Source organism: Acidihalobacter sp., assembly GCF_037381185.1.
Lineage (GTDB): Bacteria > Pseudomonadota > Gammaproteobacteria > DSM-5130 > Acidihalobacteraceae > Acidihalobacter_A.
Genome location: NZ_JARRQY010000074.1, coordinates 1 through 23887, shown reverse-complemented (window position 1 = coordinate 23887; position 23887 = coordinate 1). Strand labels below are relative to the sequence as shown.

At 61.8% G+C, this 23887-nt stretch carries 22 protein-coding genes; 16 read left to right on the top strand and 6 right to left on the bottom strand.

The window, feature by feature from the left end; genetic code table 11:
* Window positions 1-85: 85 nt before the first annotated feature.
* Window positions 86-1708 carry a peptide ABC transporter substrate-binding protein gene (locus P8014_RS18680; protein WP_337818835.1) on the bottom strand — a complete coding sequence of 541 codons (1623 nt, stop codon included), beginning with the start codon at window positions 1706-1708 and terminating at the stop codon, window positions 86-88.
* 660 nt (window positions 1709-2368) lie between these two features.
* Here P8014_RS18680 and P8014_RS18675 point away from each other — a divergent pair.
* The 9 genes from P8014_RS18675 to P8014_RS18635 all read left to right on the top strand — a co-directional run bounded on the left by P8014_RS18675 (window position 2369) and on the right by P8014_RS18635 (window position 13330).
* Window positions 2369-3316, top strand: coding sequence for an ABC transporter permease (locus P8014_RS18675; protein ID WP_337818834.1), 948 nt, complete (start codon window positions 2369-2371; stop codon window positions 3314-3316).
* Window positions 3309-4190, top strand: coding sequence for an ABC transporter permease (locus P8014_RS18670; protein WP_337818833.1), 882 nt, complete (start codon window positions 3309-3311; stop codon window positions 4188-4190). Before P8014_RS18675 ends, P8014_RS18670 begins: the two co-directional genes overlap by 8 nt.
* Window positions 4190-5188 (top strand): ABC transporter ATP-binding protein, encoded by a 999-nt coding sequence (locus P8014_RS18665; RefSeq protein ID WP_337818832.1) that lies wholly within the window; start codon window positions 4190-4192, stop codon window positions 5186-5188. The genes P8014_RS18670 and P8014_RS18665 overlap by 1 nt, the downstream gene beginning before the upstream one ends.
* Window positions 5185-6177, top strand: coding sequence for an ABC transporter ATP-binding protein (locus P8014_RS18660; protein WP_337818831.1), 993 nt, complete (start codon window positions 5185-5187; stop codon window positions 6175-6177). Before P8014_RS18665 ends, P8014_RS18660 begins: the two co-directional genes overlap by 4 nt.
* Before the next feature lie 30 nt (window positions 6178-6207).
* Window positions 6208-6762: a D-alanyl-D-alanine dipeptidase gene (gene ddpX / locus P8014_RS18655; protein ID WP_337818830.1), complete on the top strand. Its 555-nt coding sequence runs from the start codon at window positions 6208-6210 to the stop codon at window positions 6760-6762.
* 141 nt (window positions 6763-6903) lie between these two features.
* Window positions 6904-8538, top strand: a complete 1635-nt coding sequence (locus P8014_RS18650) for a peptide ABC transporter substrate-binding protein (RefSeq protein ID WP_337818829.1) — start codon at window positions 6904-6906, stop codon at window positions 8536-8538.
* A gap of 129 nt (window positions 8539-8667) precedes the next feature.
* Window positions 8668-10302, top strand: coding sequence for a peptide ABC transporter substrate-binding protein (locus tag P8014_RS18645; RefSeq protein ID WP_337818828.1), 1635 nt, complete (start codon window positions 8668-8670; stop codon window positions 10300-10302).
* A 17-nt stretch (window positions 10303-10319) separates the two neighbouring features.
* Window positions 10320-11978: a peptide ABC transporter substrate-binding protein gene (locus P8014_RS18640; RefSeq protein WP_337818827.1), complete on the top strand. Its 1659-nt coding sequence runs from the start codon at window positions 10320-10322 to the stop codon at window positions 11976-11978.
* Between the two features lie 176 nt (window positions 11979-12154).
* Entirely contained in the window at window positions 12155-13330 is a 1176-nt protein-coding gene (locus P8014_RS18635) for a putative manganese transporter (protein ID WP_337818826.1), read from the top strand.
* Between the two features lie 119 nt (window positions 13331-13449).
* Here P8014_RS18635 and P8014_RS18630 read toward each other — a convergent pair whose 3' ends face one another.
* Window positions 13450-13710, bottom strand: coding sequence for a helix-turn-helix domain-containing protein (locus P8014_RS18630; protein ID WP_337818825.1), 261 nt, complete (start codon window positions 13708-13710; stop codon window positions 13450-13452).
* Between the two features lie 279 nt (window positions 13711-13989).
* On the opposite strand from P8014_RS18630, the gene P8014_RS18625 reads away from it, so the two are divergent.
* The 5 genes from P8014_RS18625 to P8014_RS18605 all read left to right on the top strand — a co-directional run bounded on the left by P8014_RS18625 (window position 13990) and on the right by P8014_RS18605 (window position 20195).
* The gene (locus P8014_RS18625) at window positions 13990-16419 is read left to right on the top strand and encodes a TonB-dependent receptor (protein WP_337818824.1); all 2430 of its coding nucleotides are present in this window, start codon (window positions 13990-13992) and stop codon (window positions 16417-16419) included.
* A gap of 45 nt (window positions 16420-16464) precedes the next feature.
* On the top strand, window positions 16465-17220 hold the full coding sequence (locus P8014_RS18620; RefSeq protein ID WP_337818823.1) for a MotA/TolQ/ExbB proton channel family protein: 756 nt from the start codon (window positions 16465-16467) through the stop codon (window positions 17218-17220).
* Window positions 17217-17621, top strand: a complete 405-nt coding sequence (locus tag P8014_RS18615) for a biopolymer transporter ExbD (protein WP_337818822.1) — start codon at window positions 17217-17219, stop codon at window positions 17619-17621. The genes P8014_RS18620 and P8014_RS18615 overlap by 4 nt, the downstream gene beginning before the upstream one ends.
* Before the next feature lie 10 nt (window positions 17622-17631).
* Window positions 17632-18438, top strand: coding sequence for an energy transducer TonB (locus tag P8014_RS18610; RefSeq protein WP_337818821.1), 807 nt, complete (start codon window positions 17632-17634; stop codon window positions 18436-18438).
* A gap of 110 nt (window positions 18439-18548) precedes the next feature.
* Complete coding sequence (locus tag P8014_RS18605) at window positions 18549-20195, top strand: peptide ABC transporter substrate-binding protein (RefSeq protein WP_337818820.1); 1647 nt, start codon at window positions 18549-18551, stop codon at window positions 20193-20195.
* Between the two features lie 76 nt (window positions 20196-20271).
* On the opposite strand, the gene P8014_RS18600 is transcribed toward P8014_RS18605, so the two are convergent.
* Together P8014_RS18600 and P8014_RS18595 are read right to left on the bottom strand one after the other, a co-directional pair.
* Window positions 20272-20805: an iron transporter gene (locus P8014_RS18600; RefSeq protein WP_337818819.1), complete on the bottom strand. Its 534-nt coding sequence runs from the start codon at window positions 20803-20805 to the stop codon at window positions 20272-20274.
* Between the two features lie 54 nt (window positions 20806-20859).
* Window positions 20860-21552 carry a hypothetical protein gene (locus P8014_RS18595; RefSeq protein ID WP_337818818.1) on the bottom strand — a complete coding sequence of 231 codons (693 nt, stop codon included), beginning with the start codon at window positions 21550-21552 and terminating at the stop codon, window positions 20860-20862.
* Window positions 21553-21932: 380 nt separating this feature from the next.
* On the opposite strand from P8014_RS18595, the gene P8014_RS18590 reads away from it, so the two are divergent.
* Window positions 21933-22157 carry a hypothetical protein gene (locus P8014_RS18590; protein WP_337818817.1) on the top strand — a complete coding sequence of 75 codons (225 nt, stop codon included), beginning with the start codon at window positions 21933-21935 and terminating at the stop codon, window positions 22155-22157.
* A gap of 88 nt (window positions 22158-22245) precedes the next feature.
* On the opposite strand, the gene P8014_RS18585 is transcribed toward P8014_RS18590, so the two are convergent.
* Window positions 22246-23082, bottom strand: coding sequence for an FTR1 family protein (locus tag P8014_RS18585; RefSeq protein ID WP_337818816.1), 837 nt, complete (start codon window positions 23080-23082; stop codon window positions 22246-22248).
* A gap of 10 nt (window positions 23083-23092) precedes the next feature.
* Window positions 23093-23374, bottom strand: a complete 282-nt coding sequence (locus P8014_RS18580) for a cupredoxin domain-containing protein (RefSeq protein WP_337818815.1) — start codon at window positions 23372-23374, stop codon at window positions 23093-23095.
* Window positions 23375-23522: 148 nt separating this feature from the next.
* On the opposite strand from P8014_RS18580, the gene P8014_RS18575 reads away from it, so the two are divergent.
* A partial coding sequence (locus tag P8014_RS18575) for a transposase (protein WP_337818814.1) occupies window positions 23523-23887 on the top strand: 365 nt, incomplete at its 3' end.

The window sequence follows — 23887 nt, the reverse complement described above, 5'->3', positions numbered from 1 at the left end:
CGGGTCACCGCCTGCACATAGCCACGCGGCAGTTCGTAGCGTTTCGACGGCCGCGGACCGAATGTCGTAATACCGACCAGTACGGTCATGAAGCCCCCGCGCGGTAATACAGGTACTGCGGCGAATAGAGCCCCGTGGGGTTGACGAAGCGATCGACGCCGCCGAGCTTGGGATCATACTTCACCAGCATACCCGGCCACGGGATGAAGAGCACCGGCAGCAATCGGTGCATGGCGTCCTCGTAGCGATACAGGGACTCCACGCCGGGCTCGCGCGTGCTCGCCTCGATCAGCTTGTCGAGCATCGGACTGGAGAAGCTGCCGTTGTTGTTACCGCCGGTCGTATTGAACAGGCCCTCGCCGGTGGGATAGAAGTTCGGGCCGTAGATCCAGCCCATGATGACCGCCTGCCAATGCGACTTGTGGTTGTATAGCTCGCCCACCAGCGTATTGAAGGTTTGGGTACGCAGATCGACCTTGATGCCCAGCGCCGCCCAGTCGCGCGCGATGACCTGCGCGACCTGACTGTTGGCCGGCGCGGCCATCAGCGTGAAGTGCATGGTCTTGCCGTCCTTCCTGCGCACGCCGTCGACCAGTTTCCAACCGGCCTCGTCGAGCAGTCTGGCAGCCCGCTTCGGATCGTAGAGATCGGCCGCGCTGAGCTTGCGCGCCGTCGGCGAAAGGTAGGTCGGCGGCGCCGCGGGCACCGGTCCGTAGGCCTTGGCCGACAGCCCGTGATAGAGCGTATTGATGATGTAGGGCTGATTGATCGCCGCTTCCAGCGCCTGGCGGACCTTTTCGCTGCGGAAGAACGAAACGTCCAGGTCGCGCATATTGAGCATGATGCGCTGCATGCTGTAGCCGCCCGCGGAGGGAATGCTCTTCAGGTTTTCGACCAGATGCTGCGCCGCGTACAGTTCCGGATCGATCTGGCCGATCTGCAGTTCGCCGGTCTTCAGCGCACCGAACTCGGCCTGCGCCGTGGTGTAGAAACGCATCTCGAAATAGCGCACCGACGGCTTGTGGCCGGAGTACAGCGGGTTGGCCTCGAAACGGATGTACTGTCCGTTGACGTACGCCTCCAGCTTGTAAGGGCCGTCCACCACCTTGACCATCGCCGGGTCCGCCACGTGCTTGACCATGTAGTCGACCGACAAGCCCTTCCAGGCCTGTTCGGGCAGCGCGCGCAGTTGCGACAGCACGTTGTACTCGAACCAGTGCACGTTCACCTGGCGCGCGGCCGTGATCTCCACCGTGCGCGGACCGAGCGCCTTCACGCTCTTGATGATATCCGGCATGTCACCCACGCCGCTGAACGCATAACGCTTGCCCGCCTCACGGATCAGATGCACATCGAACACGACGTCCGCCGCCGTGACCGGCTTGCCGTCCGACCACTGCCAGGGCTTGAGCTTGAGCGTAAAGACCCGCTGACTCTTGTCCACCGAGATCGACTCGACCAGACCGCGCTGCAGATTGATCTTCAGATCGCGGCCGATCCACAGCAGGGTCGGATAGAGAATATTGATCGCTTCACTGTCCGGCTCGGTTGACGGGTTGACCACCGGCACGAAGGCATTCACCGGCTCGGGCTTGGCGATGCCGATCTGGGTGGTGGTCACCACCGTATCCGGGACACCGGCAAAGGCCATCCCCGATACACCCAACATGCACGCGGCCAGCAGCCGCACCAGCGATCTTTTTCCCATTAATTTTCCTCCTCAAGACATGAGGCCACCCCAATCAAACGCCTGCGCGGCATTCGTCCGCTCACGCATTTATTTCGATGCGCTCATGAGGTCAACCGGTCAAACAGCACCAAAAAGAGGCACGCTAAAACTGATCGCACCAAAAACAACAGCGCCGAACACGGGCCACTGCACTAAGACAACGACTTACGACTGGCGTTCCCCGCATCCAATTTCCGGGCCATTAATTTTTATTCCATGAACAAGGAACCTTTTTGCAACACACGTTGTCTACGACTCCATCCAGGCTTTCATGGAGAATCTTTACCGTTGGAGGCCCAGCACGGAAGGATCCCGAAAAACTCTGGAATACCCATAAAATACAGAAAATTAGCGCAGAACAGCATAGAGAAACGCGCAAATAGAGCCGCCCGTCAAACGGAATGCGGAGAGTACGCCTTTTTCTTGGAACAACATTGAACGCAAGCGCCCGAATATACGCTATATGTGGTTCGAAAGTTTTCATTTGCCCACAAAAAGAATTGGCCTGGAGATTGCTGTAACGCCTCCATCAAAACCACCTTACACCCACGGTATTCAAGCGAATCGTCAACGAGGTCAGATGCACAAATTCTCATATACGCTGCGCCTACGCAGCCGACGACAACCGGAGCCTCTGCCATGCTGAGCATGATTCTCCGCCGCCTGGGCACCTCCTCGATTTCCATCGTGCTGCTCGTCACCATCGTCTTCTTCATGATCCACGCGACGCCCGGCGGCCCGGCCTACAGCATCCTCGGCGTCCGCGCCACCCCGACCGCAGTCGCCGCACTGAACAAGCAAATGGGGCTGAACCACCCCGTCTGGCAGCAATACGGAACCTGGTGGCTGCATCTCGTCCAAGGCAATCTCGGCTACTCCTACACCCAGCACGCGCCCGTGTCCTCGCTCATGGGTTCGTATCTGCGCAACACCCTGCTGCTCTACGTGCTCGCCACCGTCATCTCGATCGTCTTTTCGATCCTCATCGGCATGGTCCAGGGCGCCTGGGCCGAACGTAGCGGCGGCAAGATCATCGGCGGCCTGCAGATCACCTTCTACGCCATGCCGGTCTTCTTCATCGGCAGCATCCTGATCCTGGTGTTCGCCATCGACCTCGGCTGGCTGCCGTCGGGCGGCATCAGCGGCAACGGCAACGGCGGCGTGCTCGACTACCTGGCCCACATGATCCTGCCTGCGATCACGCTCGCATTGCCGATCACCGCCGGTCTGTCGCGCTACTTCGGCCATCAGGCACGCAACGAATACCGACTGGACTACATCCGCACCGCGCTGGCCCGAGGCGTGCCGCCGCTGCGCCTGGCGCTGAACCACGTGCTGCGCAACGCCATCCGCCCTCTGGTGACCGTCATCGGCATGATGATCCCCTACATCTTCGTCGGCGGCGTGCTCACCGAAAGCGTATTCAACTACCCTGGCCTGGGCTGGCTACTGTGGCGCTCGGCGCTCAATCAGGACTACCCCACCCTCACCGCCATCGTGCTGCTGATCGGCATTCTCACCATCCTCGGCAACCTCGCCGCCGATCTGGTCAACAGCATCCTCGACGTACGGGTGCGATATGAATAGCTCCACCAACACCGCCGTCGCACCGCCGGCCGGCGCGCGCCTGTCCGCCGCGCTGCGCCGCTGGTATGCGCAGTACCACCACCCCATGACCTGGACCGGGCTCGGCGTGTTCGCCGCCCTGCTGCTGTTCTCCTGGCTTGGGCCGCTGATCTACCGCTCCAGCCCGTTCGATATCCATGCCCTTAGCACCCTGGCGGGGCCCAGCGGAAAATTCCTGCTCGGCACCGACAATCTCGGCCGCGACATGCTCGCGCGCATGATGGCCGGCGGGCAGGCCACGCTGCAGGTCGGCCTGCTCGGTTCGCTAATCGCCATGTGCGCCGGCATCGTCTACGGCATGTTCTCGGCGATGAGTCCCGGCTGGCTCGACAAGATACTGATGCGCCTGCTCGACGCCGTCCTCGCGATCCCCACCCTGGTGCTGATGATCTTCTTCGCCGCCATCATGCCGCTGAACACGCTCAGCCTCGTGCTGCTGCTCGGACTGGTATCCTGGCCGGGGCTGGCGCGCATCGTGCGCAACGAGGCGCTGGCCTACCGCGAACGCGACTACATCCTCGCCGCGCGCCAGTTCGGCGCCGGCAGCCTGTACGTCGCGCGCTCGCACATGCTGCGCGCCATGCTGCCCATCCTCATCGTCAACGCCACCTTCATGGTCGCCGACGTCATCCTCGCGCTGGCCGGCCTGTCCTTCCTCGGCCTCGGCATCCAGCCACCGCGCGCCTCCTGGGGCGGGCTGCTCAACGAGGGCGTACAGCAGGTCTTCCTCGGTTCCTGGTGGCTGATCGTGTTCCCCGGCCTGGCCATCTTCGCCGCCATCGTGGCGATGAACCTCATCGGCCAGGGCCTGCTCGCCCGCCTGGAGGGTCGCTGATGAGCGCACAAATGCAGATGCAGACGTCCGAAGCCGCCGGCCTGCAGGTCGAAGACCTCGAGGTCACCATCGGCCGCGGGCGCAAAGCGTTCCGTGTGGTCGAGGAGTTGAGTTTCGCCGTGCCGCACGGGCGCATGCTCGGCCTGGTCGGCGAATCCGGCTCGGGCAAGTCCATGACCGCCTCCGCGCTGCTCGGCCTGCTGCCCTGGGGCTCGCGCATCTCGCGCGGCTCCGTGCGCCTGAACGGCCAGGAACTCGCCAATCTGCCCGAGCGGCGCATGCGCGCGCTGCGCGGCCGCGAGATGGGCATGATCTTCCAGAATCCGCTGTCCTCGCTGAACCCGAGCATGACCGTCGCATGTCAGATCGGCGAGCCCTACCGGCTCTACACCGGCGCCAGCGAAGCCGAAGCGCGCGAGCGTGCACTGGAATTGCTGCGCGAAGTCGGCGTGCCCGACGCCGAGCGACGGCTCGACGACTACCCGCACCAGTTCTCCGGCGGCATGCGCCAGCGCGTGATGATCGCCATGGCGCTGGCCTGCAAGCCGCGTCTGCTGATCGCCGATGAGCCCACCACCGCGCTCGACGTCACCATCCAGGCGCAGATCCTGCGCCTGCTCAAAAGGCTGCAGGAGGAAATGCAGCTGTCGGTGATCCTCATCACCCACGACCTGTCCCTGGTCGCCGAATACGCCGACGACATCATGGTCATGTACGCCGGACGCAGCGTCGAACACGCGCCGGCGCAGGAGTTCTTCCGCGCGCCGCGCCACCCGTACAGCCACGCGCTGCTGAACTCCATCCCGCGGCTGGCCGACCCGAACCAGCGCCTGACGGACATCGACGGCATCCCGCCCAGTCCGCAGCAGTTCCCGCCCGGCTGCCGCTTCGCCCCGCGCTGCTCGCGCGCCACCCCCGAATGCAGCGCCGCCTATCCGCCGGCCGCCGGCGACAACGGCCGCTACCACTGCCTGCACCCGTTTGGAGAAACCGCATGAGCGCCTGGCTGGAAGTCCGAGACCTGTCCGTCCGCTTCAATGCCGGCGAAGGCGGGCTGCTGCGCAAGACGCAAGGCGTCGTGCACGCCCTGTCCGACGTCGACTTCACCCTCGCCAAGGGCGAAACCCTCGGCCTCATCGGCGAATCCGGCTCGGGCAAGAGCACGCTCGGCCGCGCCGTGCTGCACCTCGTGCGGCCCAGCGACGGCAACGTGCACCTCGAAGGCACCGACCTCACGGCCCTGAACGACCGCGAGATGCGCCCCTTCCGCCGGCGCATGCAGATGGTCTTCCAGGACCCCTTCGACTCCATGAATCCGCGCATGACCGTCGGCGAAATCATCGCCGAGCCGCTGCGCCTGCAGCACATCGGCAGCGCCGACGAACGCCGCACGCGCAGCGCCGAACTGCTCGAGCGCATGGGGCTGGACCCGGCCGGCATGCAACGCTATCCGGGGCAATACTCCGGCGGCCAGCGCCAACGCATCGCCATCGCCCGCGCGCTCGCCACCAACCCCGACCTGCTGGTGCTCGACGAACCGACGTCCGGACTCGACGTATCCATGCAGGCACGCATCCTCAACCTGCTGCGCGACCTGCAGGGCGAACTCGGCCTGAGTTACCTGTTCATCAGCCACGACCTCGGCGCCGTCGCCTACCTGGCCCAGCGCATCGCCGTGCTCTATCTCGGCCGCATCGTCGAGATCGCACCCACGCGCAAGCTCATCGACCGCCCCGAGCACCCCTACACTGCCTCGCTGCTCGATGCCCTGCCCGCGCTCGCGCGCAACGGCGCCGAGGCCCATCTTCCGCCACCGCAAGGCGAACCGCCTTCGCCGATCAATCCGCCCTCGGGCTGCGCCTTCCACCCGCGCTGCCCCAAGGCCCAAGCGGCCTGCCGCGAACGCCGCCCCGAACTCGCCGCAGACGCGGAGGCGCACGCCGTGGCGTGTCACTTCCCGCTCGGGGCCGCCGCAAACGCCGCCTGACAGCCGCAGCGCACTGAAGATCCCACCGCCATGGACGGCCTACCTGAAATCTCCCATCCGGCGATCGACATCGATCTGCGCTATGCGACCGCTGACAACATCTGCGGGCGACCGATCTACGCCCGCGCCGGCGCCCTGTTGCATCCCGACGCGCATGCCGCCCTGCTGCGGGCGGCCGATCTGGCACAGGCACACCAGCTGCGCCTGCGGATGTTCGATGCCTATCGCCCGCTGGCGGCCCAGCATTGCCTCTGGGCGGCCTTGCCCGACCCCGATTTCGTCGCCGACCCGGCGCAGGGATCGACGCACAACCGCGGCGTCGCCGTCGATCTGACGCTGACCGACATCGGCGGACGACCGTTCGACATGGGCACCGGCTTCGACGACATGACGCCGCAGTCGCATCACGGCCGTACCGACGTCGGGCCGTCCGCCCAGCGCAATCGTGCACATCTGCTCGGACTGATGGCATTGGCGGGTTGGGAACACCACCCCTACGAATGGTGGCATTACAACCTGCCTGCTCCGACGCGCTACGCCATCGTCGACGACGCTGCCAACGTCGCCCGCTTGATGAATGTCTGACGTATGGCGCCGAGCCCCCCAGAACACATCTCGGCGCCCACGCGCGCCAACTGCGCGGGGCACGACCGTTCGCACCCCGCCTTTGCAGAGAGCCGCCGGCGCGCACCGCGCGTACGGCCTCAATCACTCAGGAGAGTACGCATGAAGAAAACCGCACTCGCGCTACCGCTATTACTCGGCGCCGGCGCCCTGCCTGCCGCGGCACTGGCGGCCGCGCCTGACACGGTCACCACGGTCACCGGCGTCGGTCTGGCCTCGCCGATGAACGTCAATTCGCTGCTGCCCGTGGTCAACAACGATTCGGTCGGCAACTTCCAGGCGGTACAGCAACTCTATCGCCCGCTGATCTGGCTGAGTACCGACCTCAAGATCGACTGGACCGATTCCATCGCCCAATCTATCAAGGTCTCAGACGACCGCACCGTGTTCACCGTCACCCTGAAGGACTGGAAGTGGTCCGACGGCAAGCCGGTCACAGCTGCCGACGCCGCGTACGGCTTCAAAATGATCAAGGACTTCGGACCGCGCTATCAGAACACCGGCATCGGCGGCATCCCGGGCATCGTCAAGTCCTTCGACGTGATCGACGCGCACACCTTCCGCATGGTGTTGAAGCATCCGGTGAACACCACCTGGTTCGAGCTCAACGGCCTCTCGCAGATCACCCCCGCTCCCGCATTCGCCTGGAAGCAGTACAGCATCGACTACCTCTACAACCATCAGACCGATCCCGCACTGGTACAGGTGGTCGACGGACCGTACAAACTGGCCAAATTCGCCCAGGGGCGCGAAATGGCGTTCGTGCCCAATCCCGCCTATTCCGGACACCCGCCGTCGATCAAGCATTTCGTGTTCAAGATGGTCACCTCCGCCGATGCCGCATTCGCCGCCCTCAAGACCGGCGACATCCAGATCGGCAACGTCCCCCCGAGTCTGTACAACGCACGTCGTCTCGTCGCCCATCTGAAATCCATGCAGACGCAGGGCGGTTTCTCTTTCGAATATCTACCGATCAACTTCAGCAATCCGAAAGTGGCCTTCTTCCGCGATCTCAAAGTCCGTCAGGCGCTGGAATACGCCATGGACCAGCAGCTGATCATCAAGACCGTGATGCACGGCATCGGCATCCCGGGTTTCAGCCCCGTTCCCGCTGCGCCGGAAACCTATCTTTCGCCCGAAATGAAAGCGCTGATCGCGCATCCCGGGAAGATGTACCAACCGGCAAAGGCGAAAAAACTGCTCGACGAGGCCGGTTGGAAAATAGGACCCGACGGCATTCGCGTGAAGGACGGCAAAAAGCTCGAGTTCAGCTTCATCGTGCCCTCCGGCACCGCCTGGCGCTTGGCCACCGCACAGGTGCTGAAACAGGAATGGCAAGCCATCGGCGTGGAAATGCATATCCGCCAGATGACCTTCAATCAGGAAATCGCCACGCTCGAATCCCACAAGGGCTGGGACATGGCGATCATCGGATGGACCTATTCGCCGGACTACTACCCCAGCGGCGGCGGCCTGTTCAACACCGGCGGCGGCACCAACTACGGCCTCTACAGCGATCCGAAGATGGACAAGCTGATCGAGGCCACGATGCAGGCCAAGGGTCTGAAAACCCTCTACGCCTATGAAAACTATGCCGCCGCGCAACTGCCGGTGCTGTACATCCCGCAACCCGGCTACCTGGTCAAATACGACTCGCGCCTGAACGGCATGAACAGGTTCTACAACCCCGTAGGTTTCATGGCGACGGAATACCTCTCCTACCACTCGGCCCACTGAAGCCACAGCAGAAGCAGCAACCGGGCTCGCATAGAGCGAGCCCGGCAACACATCGCTTCTCCGGGCCGCGGCGCCAGGTGCCACCGCGCACATGCCACACCCCGGCCTGAATCACTCTGGAGAGTTTTCATGAAGAGAACCGCACTCGCGTTGCCGCTGCTGCTCGGAGCCGGCGCCCTGCCTGGTACTGCCCTGGCCGTCACGCCTCATACGCTCACCACCGTCACGGGCATCGGCCTATCCGCACCGATGAACGTCAACTCGCTGCTGCCGGTGGTCAACAACGACTCGATCGGCAACTCACAGGCGATACAGCTGCTGTATCGCCCGCTGATCTGGCTGGGCACCAACCTCAAGATCGACTGGACCGACTCCATCGCCAAGTCGATCAAGGTCTCCGGCGACCGCACCATGTTCACCGTCACCATGAAGGACTGGAAGTGGTCCGACGGCAAGCCGGTCACCGCCGCCGATGCAGCCTATGGCTTCCAGATGATCAAGGACTACGGCAAGCGCTACCTGAACTACGGCATCGGCGGCATGCCCGGCATCGTCAAATCCTTCGATGTCGTGAACGCGCATACCTTCCGCGTCACCCTGAAGCATCCGGTGAACGCCACCTGGTTCGAACTCAACGGCCTGTCGCAGATCACGCCTGCTCCCGAGTTCGTCTGGAAACAGCACAGCATCGATTACCTGTTCAGGCACCAGACCGATCCCGCACTGGTTCAGGTCGTCGATGGGCCCTACAAGCTCGCCAGATTCGCGCGGGGGCGCGACGTGGTGTTCAACGCCAACCCGGCCTATTCCGGACACCACCCGGCGATCAAACGTTTCACTCTCAAGATGATCACCTCGTCCGACGCCGCCTTCGCAGCGCTCAAGACCGGCGACATCCAGATCGGCAACGTTCCCGCCCCGCTGTACAACGCGCGGCACTTGGTCGGCCAGCTGAAATCCATGCGAACCGCCGGCGGCTTTTCGATCGCCTACCTGCCGATCAACTTCACCAACGACAAGGTCGCCTTCTTCCGCAACCTCAAGGTTCGCCAGGCCCTGCAATACGCCATCGACGAGCCGCTGATGATCAAAACCGTACTGCACGGCTTGGGTACGCCTGGATTCGGCCCCGTTCCCAGCGTACCGGACACCTACCTCTCGCCCGAAATGAGAGCGCTCGCCGCGCATCCCATGCGTATGTACCAACCGGCAAAGGCCAAGCGGCTACTTGATGAAGCCGGCTGGAAACCCGGACCTGACGGCATCCGCGAAAAGAACGGCAAGCGACTCGCCTTCAGCCTGATCGTATCGTCCGGCGTTGCCCTGGAACTGAACGAGGCACAGATTCTGAAGCAGGAATGGCAGGCCATCGGCATCGACATGAACATTCGTCAAATGCCGTTCAACCAGGAACTCGCCATGCTCAAACCGCACAGAAACTGGGATATGGGCATGATCGCCTGGGCCTACGCGCCCGACTACTACCCCAGCGGCGGCGGGCTGTTCAACACCGGCGGCGGCGCAAACTATGGCGGGTACAGCAATCCCAAGATGGACAAGCTCATCGACGCCACAACCCGGGGCAAGGGACTGCAAACGCTTTACGCCTATGAAAACTACGCCGCGCAACAGCTGCCAACGCTGTTCCTGCCCTCCCCCGGCTATTTGGTCAAATACCCCACTCGTCTGCATGGCATGAGCAGATTCTACAACCCCGTGGGCTTCATGGCGCCGGAGTACCTTGCCTACCACTCGTCCCATTGAGCCGCAGGAATCACACCATGAATAAATCCCTGTTGATTGCGGCAGGCGCAGCCACCGCATTCGTTCTGTTGCAGAGCGGGCCCGCCCGCGCCGCCACGCACAATACGCTGACGACGGTACCCGCCGTGGCCTTCCAGCAGCCGTCGCCGGTCACTTCGTTGCTGCCCGATCCCTTCAACAACGACACGATCAACGACTTCCAGACCTACATCCAGCTGTATCCGCCGCTGCTGTGGATCGGCAACAACCTGAAGATCGACTGGAAGCGCTCCATCGTCAAATCGATCGACGTATCCAAAGACCGCAAGGTCTTCACCGTGACCCTGAAGCACTGGAAGTGGTCCGACGGCAAGCCGGTTACCGCCGCCGACACCCGCTACAACTACGTACTCACCAAGGAAGACGGCCAGAGCAACCAGAACTACGGCATCGGCGGCGTACCCAACAACATCGCCTCGTTCAAGCTACTCGGCACCTACAGGTTCGCCGTCACACTCAAACATCCGGTCAATCCGCGCTGGTTCGAAATCAACGGACTGTCCCAGTTCAGCCCCGTGCCGAAACACGCATGGGGCAAACACAACGTGAAGTGGTTCCGAGATCATGAGACCGATACCGCCCTGGTCAAGGTCGTGGACGGCCCCTACAAGGTCGCTTCGTTCAATGCCAGCCGCTATCTGCGTTTCGTCGCCAACCCGGCCTATAGCGGCGAGCCGAAACCGTCGATCAAGCATTTCAATTTCAACTTCTACACCAACAACAGTGCGGCATTCTCGGCGCTAAAAACCGGCGCTATCGGCATCGGCCAAATACCGTTCGATCTGTACGGAGCCCGTCACCTCGTGGGCCACCTGAAAGCCTTCAGCACCGACGGAAAAAAGGGCGCCTACGGCTACGGATTCTGGTACATCCCGCTAAACTTCGACAATCCGAAGGTCGCCTTCCTGCACAACCTGAAGGTTCGCGAGGCGTTGCAATACGCGATCGACCAGCAGGCCATCATCAACGTCGTCTACCACGGCTTGGCGAGTGCAAGCTTCAGTCCGATCCCGCCGGTGCCCGACACCTACCTATCGCCCAAGCTGAAGGAGCGCGACAGCCATCCGCAGCAGATGTACGCCCCGGTCAAGGCCAAGGCGCTGTTGAACGCGGCCGGCTGGAAGCCCGGCCCCGGCGGCGTTCGGGAGAAGAACGGGCATAAACTCGCCTTCCAGCTCATCGTCATGTCCGGCGAATCCTCGGCCGTGGAAGAGGCCCAGTTGCTGAAGCAGTTCTGGCAGGCGATCGGCGTCGACGCGCACATCCGCCGCATGACCTTCAACCAGGAAATCGACGTCATCCTCGGCCCGAAGTCGAAGTGGGAAACGGCGATCATCCCGTGGTACTACGCCCCGGACTACTACCCCACCGGCGGCGGACTGCTGAACACCGGCGGCGGCACCAACTACGGTGGCTACAGCAACAAACGGATGGACGCTCTGATCAGGGCGAGCACGACCGAATCCGGCGTCAAGGCGCTGTACGCCTACGAGAACTATGCCTCCAGCCAGCTACCCTGGCTGTGGCTGCCCACCCCGGCCTATCTGGTCAAATACGACCCTGCCCTCAAGGGCATGTCGCAGTACTTCAGCCCGGTGTGCGAACTCTCGCCGCAAGTTCTCAGCTACGCCAAGTAAGCTTCAACACCTCCGTGCCGTCGCTCCCGCAGCGCGGCACGCCCTTTCTCCCAATACCTTCCTCCCGGCAATATCATAGTAAAAAACAATGACCACGTTCGATTAATGCAAATGGATTAATCGAATCGACTCCCTTAGACTTCTAATTGAGAATTATTCTTGACTGGGAGCCGACTATGAGCACCTTGATCCTCAAATCACGCGAGTTGCTCACCACACGTCAGCCTAGAAGGCTGCACATCAGCCGCGTGGTTATCACCGTCGGCCTGGCGCTGCTCCTCGCCCTCCCCGGAGCCACCGGCGAAACGGCACGCGGCGCGCTGGCGGACGCCTTCTTTCAGGTCGCCGCCTTCGTCTCCGCCACCCTTTTACTCTTCTACGGCATCGAAGCCCTGTTGCGGGTCGACACCGCCGCGTGGCTCGACCGTCATGCGCGCTGGCAGGTACCGGCCGCCGCCTTTCTCGGCATGACGCCCGGCTGCGGCGGCGCCATCATGGCCATGACGCTCTACGCCCGCGGCCGTTTGAGCTTCGGCGCCGTCGTCGCCGTGCTGACCGGGACCATGGGCGATGCCGCCTTCGTCCTGCTGGCCAAGGAACCGCTCACGGCCGTGGTGACGTTCGCGCTTTCATTCGTGGCAGGCGTAATTGCAGGCCATTTCGTCGACGCGGTGCACGGCCGCGACTTCATGCGCCCGAAGCCGGCCGGCCATGACACGGCGCGCGGGCCGGCAAGCGTGGGCCGCATGCGCATCGCCGACCGCGCCTGGGTCGCCCTGAGCGTGCCGGGACTCGCCGTCGGCGTGCTCGGCCTCGCCCAGCTCGACGCCGGCACCATGATCGGCATGCCCGGTTTCGTGGAGGCCATCGGCGTGACCGGCAGCATGCTCGCCTTCGTCCTCTGGGCCGGTCAGCCGGCTACGGAATCCTCCTGCAACGGCCCGGCCTGCCCGGCAACGAGCCCGGAAGCACCCGGCTTGTGGCAGCGCGTAACCGATGACACCGCCTCCGTCACCGTGTGGGTGGTCGCCGCCTTCATGGTTTACGAGTTCGGCGTCGCCGGCCTCGGCGTGGATTTGGGCGCCCTATTCAAGACCTGGGCGCCACTCATGCCCCTGGTGGGCGTACTCATCGGCTTCATCCCCGGATGCGGACCGCAGATCATCGTCACCACACTCTATCTAGGTGGTCTGGTGCCGTATTCGGCCTTGCTTGGAAACGCGATCAGCAACGACGGAGATGCATTGTTTCCCGCGCTCGCCATCGCGCCGCGCGCTGCCCTGATGGCGACGATGTACACGGCCATTCCCGCGCTTGCGCTGAGCTATACGCTCTACGCGCTCGGCTACTGACTATCAAGGCGTTGATGTGTGGCTGCGCAGACGATCGGCGGAGTTGCGCACTTCACACCCTCCTTCGAACAAAGCCACGCAGGAGCGACGCTCCGAACTACCCTGCGTACGCCTAAAAATCAGTCACCGATCTTCGGTCGACCCGAACGGGGCGCATCATAGAGTCCATCGCAGCGGTATTCCACAAACCTTCCACGCCATTTCGACACGGTTTGAGGAGTAACGTCGAGATACTCAGCAATTACCTTGTTACCCACGCCCTCCACAGACATCAGAACTATCTTGGCGCGTACCACCAAGGCATGGGGAGCCTTGAGACTATGCGCCCACGCGTTCAGACAGGAACGCTCATCATCATTTATCTCAATGTTTTTACTCATTTTTCTAAGATAAAATCTTGTTAATAATCAATTCACATAATACGCCTCCGGCCGCCATAATAAGCGAATAGTTCCCCATTCACGAGACTCAAAATATCCCCCAAAAAAATAGAATAAAAATTAAAATTTATTTTCGACAAAACCCACTGTAAATAGTTCAAGTTTTTATTTTATGAAAAATTAAACGAACTTTTTACTACGCAAAATACCCGCCAGAGTGGCACGCACATTGCTCTTTGATGCAGCCATCAAGCCCCAGACAATCAGGAGCAGAGAAACGTGCTGTACAAAAAAGCGAAAAAACCGACCAGAACAAATTACCTGGCAGCCAGCATATCCCTGATCTTAATAGGACAAGCCTTGCCCCTGGCCTCGTACGCCGCTACGACGACACAGCCATCAAACACACAAACGACCGACACAAGCGGAAACACGGGAACTGCAGTCAAGATAAAAAACGTCAAAAAAGAGTATGCGAAGCTGATGGAGGCAGAGAAAAACATCCCCTCCGTCGTCAGCTCTATCTCCAGTGCTTCGATAAAGCACGCATCGAATTCCCAGTCCATCTACAGCATTCTTAACAGCACCCCGTCGGTCAACGTCTATAAGCAGAACATCGGCAACAGCGTCCCGGTAATGACCGTTCGCGGCGTACGCATGAGTCAGCTAGCGATCGAGCTTGACGGCATTCCCATGCAGGATCTGCTCTACGGGGGCACCGGCCCTACCGGCCATTTCACCCAGGGTGCGAATGTCGGCCTCAAACAGCTTTCGACCATCAAGGTATATCCCGGCGTGGCCCCGCCCAACCGCCAGGGTTTCGCCACCGTCGGCGGCACGATCTCCTATACCACCCGCAACCCCAGCCGCAAGCGTAGCTTCGAACTGGGCACCAAGGTCGGCAGCTTCGGGACCAACGACTATAGCTTCGACTACAACACCGGAGCCCTGGGGGGCGTAGACGGGCTCCGCACTCTGTTCTCGTACAACCACGAATACACGGATGGTTTCATCAAAGACACGCCCATGCACTACGACAACTTCATGTTGTCGGCCATCAAGCCCTACGATTACGGCCTGTCGCAACTGTCCGCGACGCTTCTATACGGCAAGTCGAGCGGCAATTCGCTCTCCTCGCCGATCCCTGTAGCCAAACAGGACGAAAACGGCTTTTACTGGAACTGGCCGAAATCGGTCACCTACAACTACACCAAGACGCATTACGTCACCACCATCCTCGGCGACAGGACGTATATCAATCCACACTTGGTACTTGGCGCAAAGCTGTTCGACATCTATCGCTGGGAAAAGGCGTACTCCTGGATAAACCCCGACTACGTCAACGCCAGCTACCCCTATCAGGTCAACTTCCAGGCATCGCCTTATTTCTCATATGGGAAGATGGGACCGGGAACTGGTTACTACAATCCGGCGCACTTCACCTATGACCCGGTGCAGGAATTCGGCTCGTACGTTGCGGGCGAAAGCGCTTATTACACCAAGAATCAGGACAACACCTTCGGCATACGCCCGAGTGGCTTGCTGATCCTGCCCCACAACGACGTGCGATTCGGCGGCATGGCCGTCCAAGCGCACGACTGGCACAGCTCGTACGTATGGGGCAGCTTGCCGATGCCCGCAACCAATGGGTACAACTCAGGCATATACGGCCGCAACGACACGCGCAGCATACTCAGCGCCTATGTGCAGGACAAAATCCACCTGCTGTCCAACCGTCTGCGCATCGAACCCGGCATCACGTATTCAGGCGTCTCGACGATAATCAACCGTCCGTTCAAGAACTACAACGATGCCGATCAGAACGTTCCGCACAGGCTTTCCACCTGGTTCACGAGCACCCAGCCCTATCTCGGCATCAGCTACGAACTCACCAAGAACACGGTGGCCTATGCCAGCGCGGCCAAAGGCACCCGTTACTCGCCCGTGGTCGACGTCAACGCCAACAGCACAGCGCCGTCTCCCGAGTATGTGCATATGTACGAACTCGGCATACGCCGCGACACGCCGCGCAGCTATGTCAATTTCGACACCTGGATGCAGAACATGTATGACATGTTCTCGCTCTACATCAACTACTCGACCGGTTATTCCGCGTACGAAAACGTCGGCAAGATCCGCATGAAGGGCGCGGAACTCTCCGGCGGCTACAAGCTGACGCCGCAGTGGGAAGTCTACGGCAACAGCTCGTTCACCCTCGCCCACTACGTCAATGGCTATTTCGCCAACGTCACACCGTCCGAAGGTCAGTTCGGCTACGCCTTCCCGGGGCAGCCCCTTGCCGACATACCACGCTGGACGGGCAACCTGGGGACGATTTTCACGCCGGACGAGCACACCAGGATCAAGCTGGACACCCACTATACGGGCAGGATGCACTACACCTACGACCTGCCTCCGACCGAACCGAATCCGATGCTGCAGGACGCGACAACCACCTCATCGAAGAAATTCGGCAACTACTGGATTGTGAACCTGTCAGCCTCGCACACCATTCCCTATCACGCTTACGGCATCAAGCAGATCAAGCTGAGCCTGAACATCGACAACCTCTTCGACAAGAAGTACTACACGCACTACTACCAGATCTATAAGGAATGGGATTCCCAGGCGGTCGGGCAGCCTTATGACGCCGGCTACCCAGGAGAACCGCGCTACATCAGTCTCGGTGTTTCGGCGAAATTCGGCTGAGCACAAACAGTCTCCCCCCTTCATCCCGAACAGTCGGGCGGAGCCATGCCCCGCCCCGATCGCAGTGCAAGCGTAACGGAGAGTCTCATGAGCCTTGTCATACACCTGATCACCATCGGCGGCGGGCTGCCGCTGATAATGGCCGTCCTGTTGTTGATGGTCATCGCTATCATCATCGACCGCACGTGGTTTTTTCACCGCATCATCGGCGCCGGCCGCGCCATAGAACACGATCTCCGCGAGACGGATTGCCGAAATGGCGAGGCGCTGAAAAACGTTGCGAACCGCTACGAAAACACCCTTCAGGCCCGCCTCGTTCTCGCCACGCTGAATCTGCGGAACGAACCCGTATCCATGCTGTCGCAACATCTTGAAGAAGAAATCATGTGGGCAATGCCGCGACTCGACCGTTTCATATGGCTGCTCGACACGGCCGTCACCCTGGCACCGCTCTTCGGACTGTTCGGCACGATTATCGGCATGATCGACACATTCAACGTTCTCGGCAACAGCAGTCAGGCCATCAAGGCGACCGGAGGCATCGCCGACGCGCTCGTGTCCACCGGCATGGGCCTGTTCATCGCCATCATCTCGATCATCGCGCTCAACTACTTCAACAAAAAGCTGCGCCTGACCGTGCACCAGCTCGAGCTGATCCGCCTCACCATCGTCAATCGCATCCAGAGCGAGGGACGGGCGAATACCGGTCGGCAGTCGCACAAGCCCGCAACCGCCGAAGAAATCTCTGGCTCCCCGGTGCCAGTGGATGAGGCCTACGTCGCCGAGGGGGCCTATTCATGAGCGACGTGCGCCATCGCTACCTCGAAAGACAGGAGCCGCGGATGAACATCATTCCGATGATCGACATCATGATGTTCCTGCTCGTCTTCTTCGTTCTGATCGTGCTGCACATGATCCCCGACACCGGCGTTCCGATGCACCTGCCAGGCGCCAGCACCGCCCAGCATCTGCCACACAAGAGTCTGGTGATCGGGATATCCCAGAGCGGGCTCATCAAATTCGAGGACAAGACGATGAGCGCAGCCGAGCTGAAAACCGCGCTTGAGCAGGTCAAGAAAACGCACCGCCTCTCGGTCATCCTGGCCGGCAACAAACACGCGTCTCTGCAGGACCTGATGCAGGTCATGAATACGGTCAGGGAAGCAGGCATCAGCAACGTCGGCATCGCAACCAAACGCTAGGTGCCCACGAATGCAGACCTCGACTTTCGAAACCCCATGGAAACCGAGAGAGCTGGGCGTGGCGCGCGCGCTCGCCGCATCCATCACGTTCGAACTCCTGCTCGTCGCACTTCTGGCCGCGTTTCTTTTCCTCTCCCGGCAACATCTCAAGGACACGCTCCCGCCGGCACAGCCGCAACAGGTCAGCATCGTGCACATGGTCACGCTGCCTCCGCCACCGAAACCGATCGTGCACCAACCGCCACCGTTGCCGCCGAGCAAACACCCCATCGTTCACGAAAAACCGGCTCCGAGACCCAAACCAATCCATCACGTTCCGCCCAGGCACGTCGTACATCACGTGCGGCCCAAACCCGTCGTGCACCACGTCAAACCCAAGCCGCTTCCCAAACCGAAGCCCAAGCCGATACCGAAACCGGTTCACCACGTGCCCGTGCACAAGACCCCGCCTCACCCGGCCAAGCAGCACGTGCTGACCCCGAAGGCGGCGCCCAAGAAAGCGCCGGTCGCGGGCAACAATCCCTCCGCCATACCCGGCTATGCGACGGAGCTGCATTCGCTGATCCAGAACAACCTGCAGATCGGCGCCATGATCCGCCAGCTCGGACTGGCCGGCACGGCACAGGTACGGTTCGAACTCAAACCGAACGGAGGACACGCGGTCTGGGAAAAAATTGCCGGCTCACCCGGCAATCCCCTGATCGACAAAACGGCTCTGGATACGGTCAGAAACATCAGCTTTCCTCCGTTCCATCGGGGGATGCCCAAGCACCCGATGCAGTTCGTCGTTCTCGTCCGGATCAGTCCCGGAGGCTGAGTCGCGCAAAAGCGCCATGCACGCTAAAACGCAATCCTTGCCGGGGGAAAACCCATTTCGGCAACAACCGAACTACGCAAGACGATCACGATATTTGGAGACATACATTCATGAGAGTTAAACGGATTCTGCTCTCGGCCACCTCCGGCCTCCTGCTGCTCTTCTGCGCAATCAGTCATGCGCTGGCCGCGCAGACTCCACAACACGGCGGCACCATCGTGACCGTGCCCGGCGTAGGACTCGGCCCCCCGGCGGCGATCAACGGCTTCAACTACCTGCTGACCAGCTCCGAGTACGACTTCCAAGCCGAAAACATCATGTACCAGCCCTTGCTGTGGATCGACGGGCACCAGCAGGTCGACTGGAAGCAATCCATTGCGTCGGGCATAAAGATCGGCCCCGATCACCGGACATACACCATCACGCTCTCGAAAAAATGGCACTGGTCGGATGGAAAACCCGTCACGGCGCAGGACGTCGCCTACACGTACCGCATGATTGTCAAACTGGGGAGCAAGTTTCCCAACTACGGCACCGGCGGCATTCCCACCGATGTTGCGACCGTCAAGGTGCTGGGTCCATATCGCCTCGAAATCGTCACCAAGCAGCCGGTCAACGCGGACTGGTTCGAACTCAACGGCATTTCCCTGCTGACGCCGCTGCCAGCGCACGCCTGGTCCGCCTATAGCGTCAAGCAGCTCTACGACAAGCTCACCAACGTCGGATTCTTTAAAGTCGTGGACGGCCCCTTCAAGCTGCAGACGTTCGAAACCGGCCGCTACGCCAGCTTCGTTCCCAATCCCCGCTATTCCGGCAACACCAAACCTTATATCGACAAACTGGTCATACGGTTTCTGAGCACCCCACAGGCGGTCTTCTCGGCTCTGCGCACCGGTGAAATACAGATAGGCAACCTTCCTTACCAGCTCTATCCTGCTCGGCGCCAACTGGCCAGCCTGCACACCACCATCACCGCCCCATCCTGGGGCTTCGGCTATGTCGGTTTCAACTTCTCCAACCCGTCGATCGCCTATCTGCGCGACGCGCGGGTTCGCCAGGCGATCATGCATGCGCTCGACCAGAAGCTCATGATCAAAGTCCTGTACTACGGACACGGCGCCCCTGACTTCGGGCCGGTACCTCCGGTGCCCGCCACCTTTCTCTCCCCCGCGGCCAAGCAACTACGGCAACAAGGGGCCTATGACCCGGCGCTATCGAAAAAGCTGCTGAAAGAAGCTGGCTGGAAACCGGGACCGGATGGCTACCTCGTCAAGAACGGCCACAGGCTATCCTTCACCACCTACGTACCGCCCGGCTCCACTCGCGAACCCACACTGATCAAGGCCATGCTGGCCAAGGTCGGCATCGACATGCACATCAGCGAAAAGCCCTTCAACCAGATCATTGCCCAGACCAGCGACCCCGCCAACCACACATGGCAGTCCATCTACCTCGCCTGGACGCTCTCCTCCTACCCCAGCGGGGAAACCATCTGGAATTGCGGCGGCGCCTTCAACGCCTACCATTACTGCAACAAGAAGATGGACCGCCTGATCACGGCCAGCACCAGCCACTCAGGGCTTGATCCACTCTATAGATATCAGGACTACTTCACGCAGCAACAACCGGTCGTCGTACTACCGGCCTACGACCACATCATAAAATCCTCGCCACTGATACATGGCGTGCGCAAGGCGTTTCCGCCCAGCGGACTCATGGCCCCGCAGTATCTGTGGATAGCGAAAAACAGCCACTGACATCTGCTGCGTAGCTCCTCACGAATATGCAACCGCCGCCCGCCGTCAACGCGGGCGGCGGTTGGTGCCCAGAAGCTCAGTATCCCCCTTTCTTGCCGACACCCACGTACGTGAACTCCCAGCTCACGTCGAAGGGCTTCCACCATGGCGCGACGCCGGTTTCCTTGTCGGTGTGCCGGTAGAAACCCTGATAGGGCGGCGGCGTGATGTGGTAGGTCAGGCGATACTTGCCCGGTCCGTCCAGCTTGACGTTGGCTCCGTAGTGCGGGCCGTCGTCGGCCACCATGGGCATGAAGTCACCGAAACTCTGCCAATCGCTGCCCAGCTTCTGGATGCGGTAGACCACACCCAGGTAGGGTATCCAGTCACCCGGCCCGAAACCGTTCGCATTCTTGGGCAACGCATGGATGTCGGCCTCCAGATGGACATCGCTTCCACCCTGCATGCCCGCCAGCATCGGCTTCATCTTCACCGGCTGCAGGTACACGGCGCCGATCTCCATGCCGTTGGTCTGCACCGCCTTGCCGATCGGCATCTCGGCCGCCTGCGCGGTTCCGCCCATCGCGACCGCCAGAACCGCGATCGCCGCCGAAGACTTCATCCCCTTCATTTCACAACTCCTTGGCATTGCTCTTCCTTAAAAAGTAATGAGAACCATTAACAACTAGAAGCCTAAAAAAATTGCCCTCACCCTGACAGCGCAGGCCACCGCCAATATCCCCAGCGTGCCCGGAACCAATGCCGCACCGAAGCTCCATCCCCGCGCGCCCAGGCGCCGCAGAATCCGCCCCGCCAGCCACACGCTCCACGCCACCGCCGCCAGCAGCAACAAGGTCTTGGCCACGCCGGCCGAAGCGCCGGGCAACAAGCCGAACAGATCGCCGCCCAGGCCGAGCAGCAGTGACACCATGGACACCGGGGCGAACTGATAACCCAGGCGAACGAACCGCACGCGACGGGACTCCGCACCGCCCGCCAGCGCCGCAGCCGCGGCGTTCGCCAACCCAAGCATGGCCGCGAACAGCGCCATCACCCCCAGCATCCAGCCCGAAATCAGAAAAAAATCCAGCCAGTTGAACACTTCGCGCGCCGCCGGATGCACGGACATGAGCCAGCCGGGCCCGGGCGTACCGATCCAGTACATGCCGTGATCGATGGCCCAGACTCCGAGGGCCTGCCGCAGAGCCTGATACTCCGGCAACACCAGCCAGAGAAAGCCTCCCAGCGCCACCCCCGTACCCAGGAACAGGAACCACAGCTCCGAAGCCACCGGATGATGGCGGTCGATCTGCGCGATCTCCTCGCCGGGGGGGCCGCAGGCGCAGCTCCAGACCGCCCTTGTGGCCGGGCTGCACACAGCGCATGCACATGATGCAATGCCGGCTCTCGGTCTTGCGGTTGATGTCGATCAGCGTCGGACACAACCCTTTGTCCGTGTACTGCCCGTCGCCTTCACACGCACGCTTGGGCCTCAGATCCGCCGCACCCAGCCGCGAGAACACGCCCAGGAGCAAACTGATCGGACAGGCATGCCGACACCACGCCCGCTTGTCCTGACCGCGCCCGTACACAAACCCGATCGCCAGCGCCGCCAGCAGCGTGCCCCCGAAGACCTCGAACACCGCGTCCGCATAGTCGCGTACGCCGACGGTCTGGCCGAGCACCGTCACCAGCACGAAGCTGACGATCGGCGTACCTTCCCAGCGCAGCCACGCCGGGATCGGCCGTTTGAGACCGATGCGGTTCATCCATTGCGACGCCGCCCCCATCGGGCACAGCAGCCCGCACCAGCTGCGCCCGACGAGCAGCACCGACAGAAACACCAGCGGAAACCACAGCGCCCAGATCAGCCAGTTGGCCAACCGGCCCAGTTCGGCGCCGGCCTCGCCCGGCAGCCACACCGGTCCGGCGATCAGCGTCAGAAACCCCAATGCCATCGCCGCATGGACCCACGGCAGATAGGGGCGCAGCGCCACCGCGGCCCGCTCCAGCGCGCGCGCCGGCCGCTGGGGCGGCGCTTCCGCCGCCCGCACGGGAATCGGGAACGCCTTCATGCCGACGCAGCGGTGCGGCTTTGCTCGTGTTGGCGGCCGACCAGGCGCATCGCCGCGTAGATCACGACCAGCGTCACGCCGTAGAACAGCACCTGTATGCCCATCGGGCGATCGTTGTAGCCGACCAGAATATGCAGCAGCGTACCCGCCCAACTGCCCTGACTCAGGATCGCCGAGGTATTCCACATCTGCGGCGCCAGCGCCGGCAGCAGACCGGCCTGATTGAGGAAACCGGCCGCATTCGCGGCGAGCCCCGCGGCCAGCAGCAACACCAGCCAGCCGGTGACGCTGAAGAAGTGCCGCAGCGGAATCGCCAACAGGCCGCGGTACACGATCACCCCGAGCACCACGCCGCCGACCAGCCCGAGCACTCCGCCGAACAGCAGCGACGTACCGCCCGCGCCGCTGGCCGACAGGCTGTACAGGAACAGCGCCGTCTCCGATCCCTCGCGCAACACGGCGAAGAACGTCACCAGCGCCAGCGCCAGCGCCGACAGCGGCTTCACGCCCATGCTGACGTCATGGCCCACCTTGCGCATCTCGCCGGCCAGCTGCCGGCCGTGCGAACTCACCCAGATGTTGTGCCAGGCGAGCATGAGCACCGCGGCCAGCAGCACGCAGGCATTGAGCAACTCCTGGCCGCGCCCCTGCACGGCGTCGGAAATGGCACCGGCAAATGCCGCCACCAATATCGCGCCCCCGACGCCGGCGGCGATGCCGCCCAACACCCAGCGTCCGCGGGCGGCGACGCCGCGCGTGGCCCCCATGACGATGGAGATGATCAAGGCCGCCTCCAGCACCTCGCGAAATACGATTACAGCCGAACCCAGCATGGCAGTCTCCTCACTTCGCGATCAGGTTGCCCTGGGCGGTGTCCTCATGGAACTCGCCATAGAAGTGGTACTTGCCCGCCGGCAGCGGGCCTACCCATACGACGCCCCTGCTGTTGCCCGGCACGATCTTCTCGCGGCGCAGGTCATGGCTCTCGAATTCCTCAACCGAGGAATCCCGGTTGTCGATGACCAGCTTCACCCGCTTGCCTGCCGGCACCGTCACCTCGGAGGGCTCGAATCGGTGGTTCTTGATCACCAGCGTGTACTCCGCCGCCATGACAGCTCCGGGCATGAGGAAAGATGTCATCAGCAATGAACTTGCAAGAGAGGTGAAGCGTTTTATGAGACTTCCTAAGGACACGCTGATTTATTCGCCTGAGGCGTCTGTGCTGGTCGTGAGTCTGGGATAATGAGCCGTCGTCACAGTTGAGTTGATCGCCATGCAATCGAGCTTTTCGGATCTGGAATACGCGGCCAAGAAGAAGCGCACGCGCCGGGATCGGTTTCTATCCGACCTGGAGGCGATCACGCCGTGGGCAGCGCTGATTGAGGCGCTCGAGCCGCACTACCCGAAGAGCAGCCGGCGGGGGCGTCCGCCGATTGGGCTAGAGCGCATGCTGCGGCTCTACATTGCCCAGCAGTGCTTCGGGCTGTCGGACGAAGGGGCCGAGGATGCGGTCTATGATAGCCAAGCGATCCGCCGGTTCGTGGGTATCGATCTGAGCCGCGAGGCAGCCCCGGATGCGACCACGCTGCTCAAGTTCCGCCGCCTGCTTGAGCAACACGGTCTGACGCCGCGGATCTT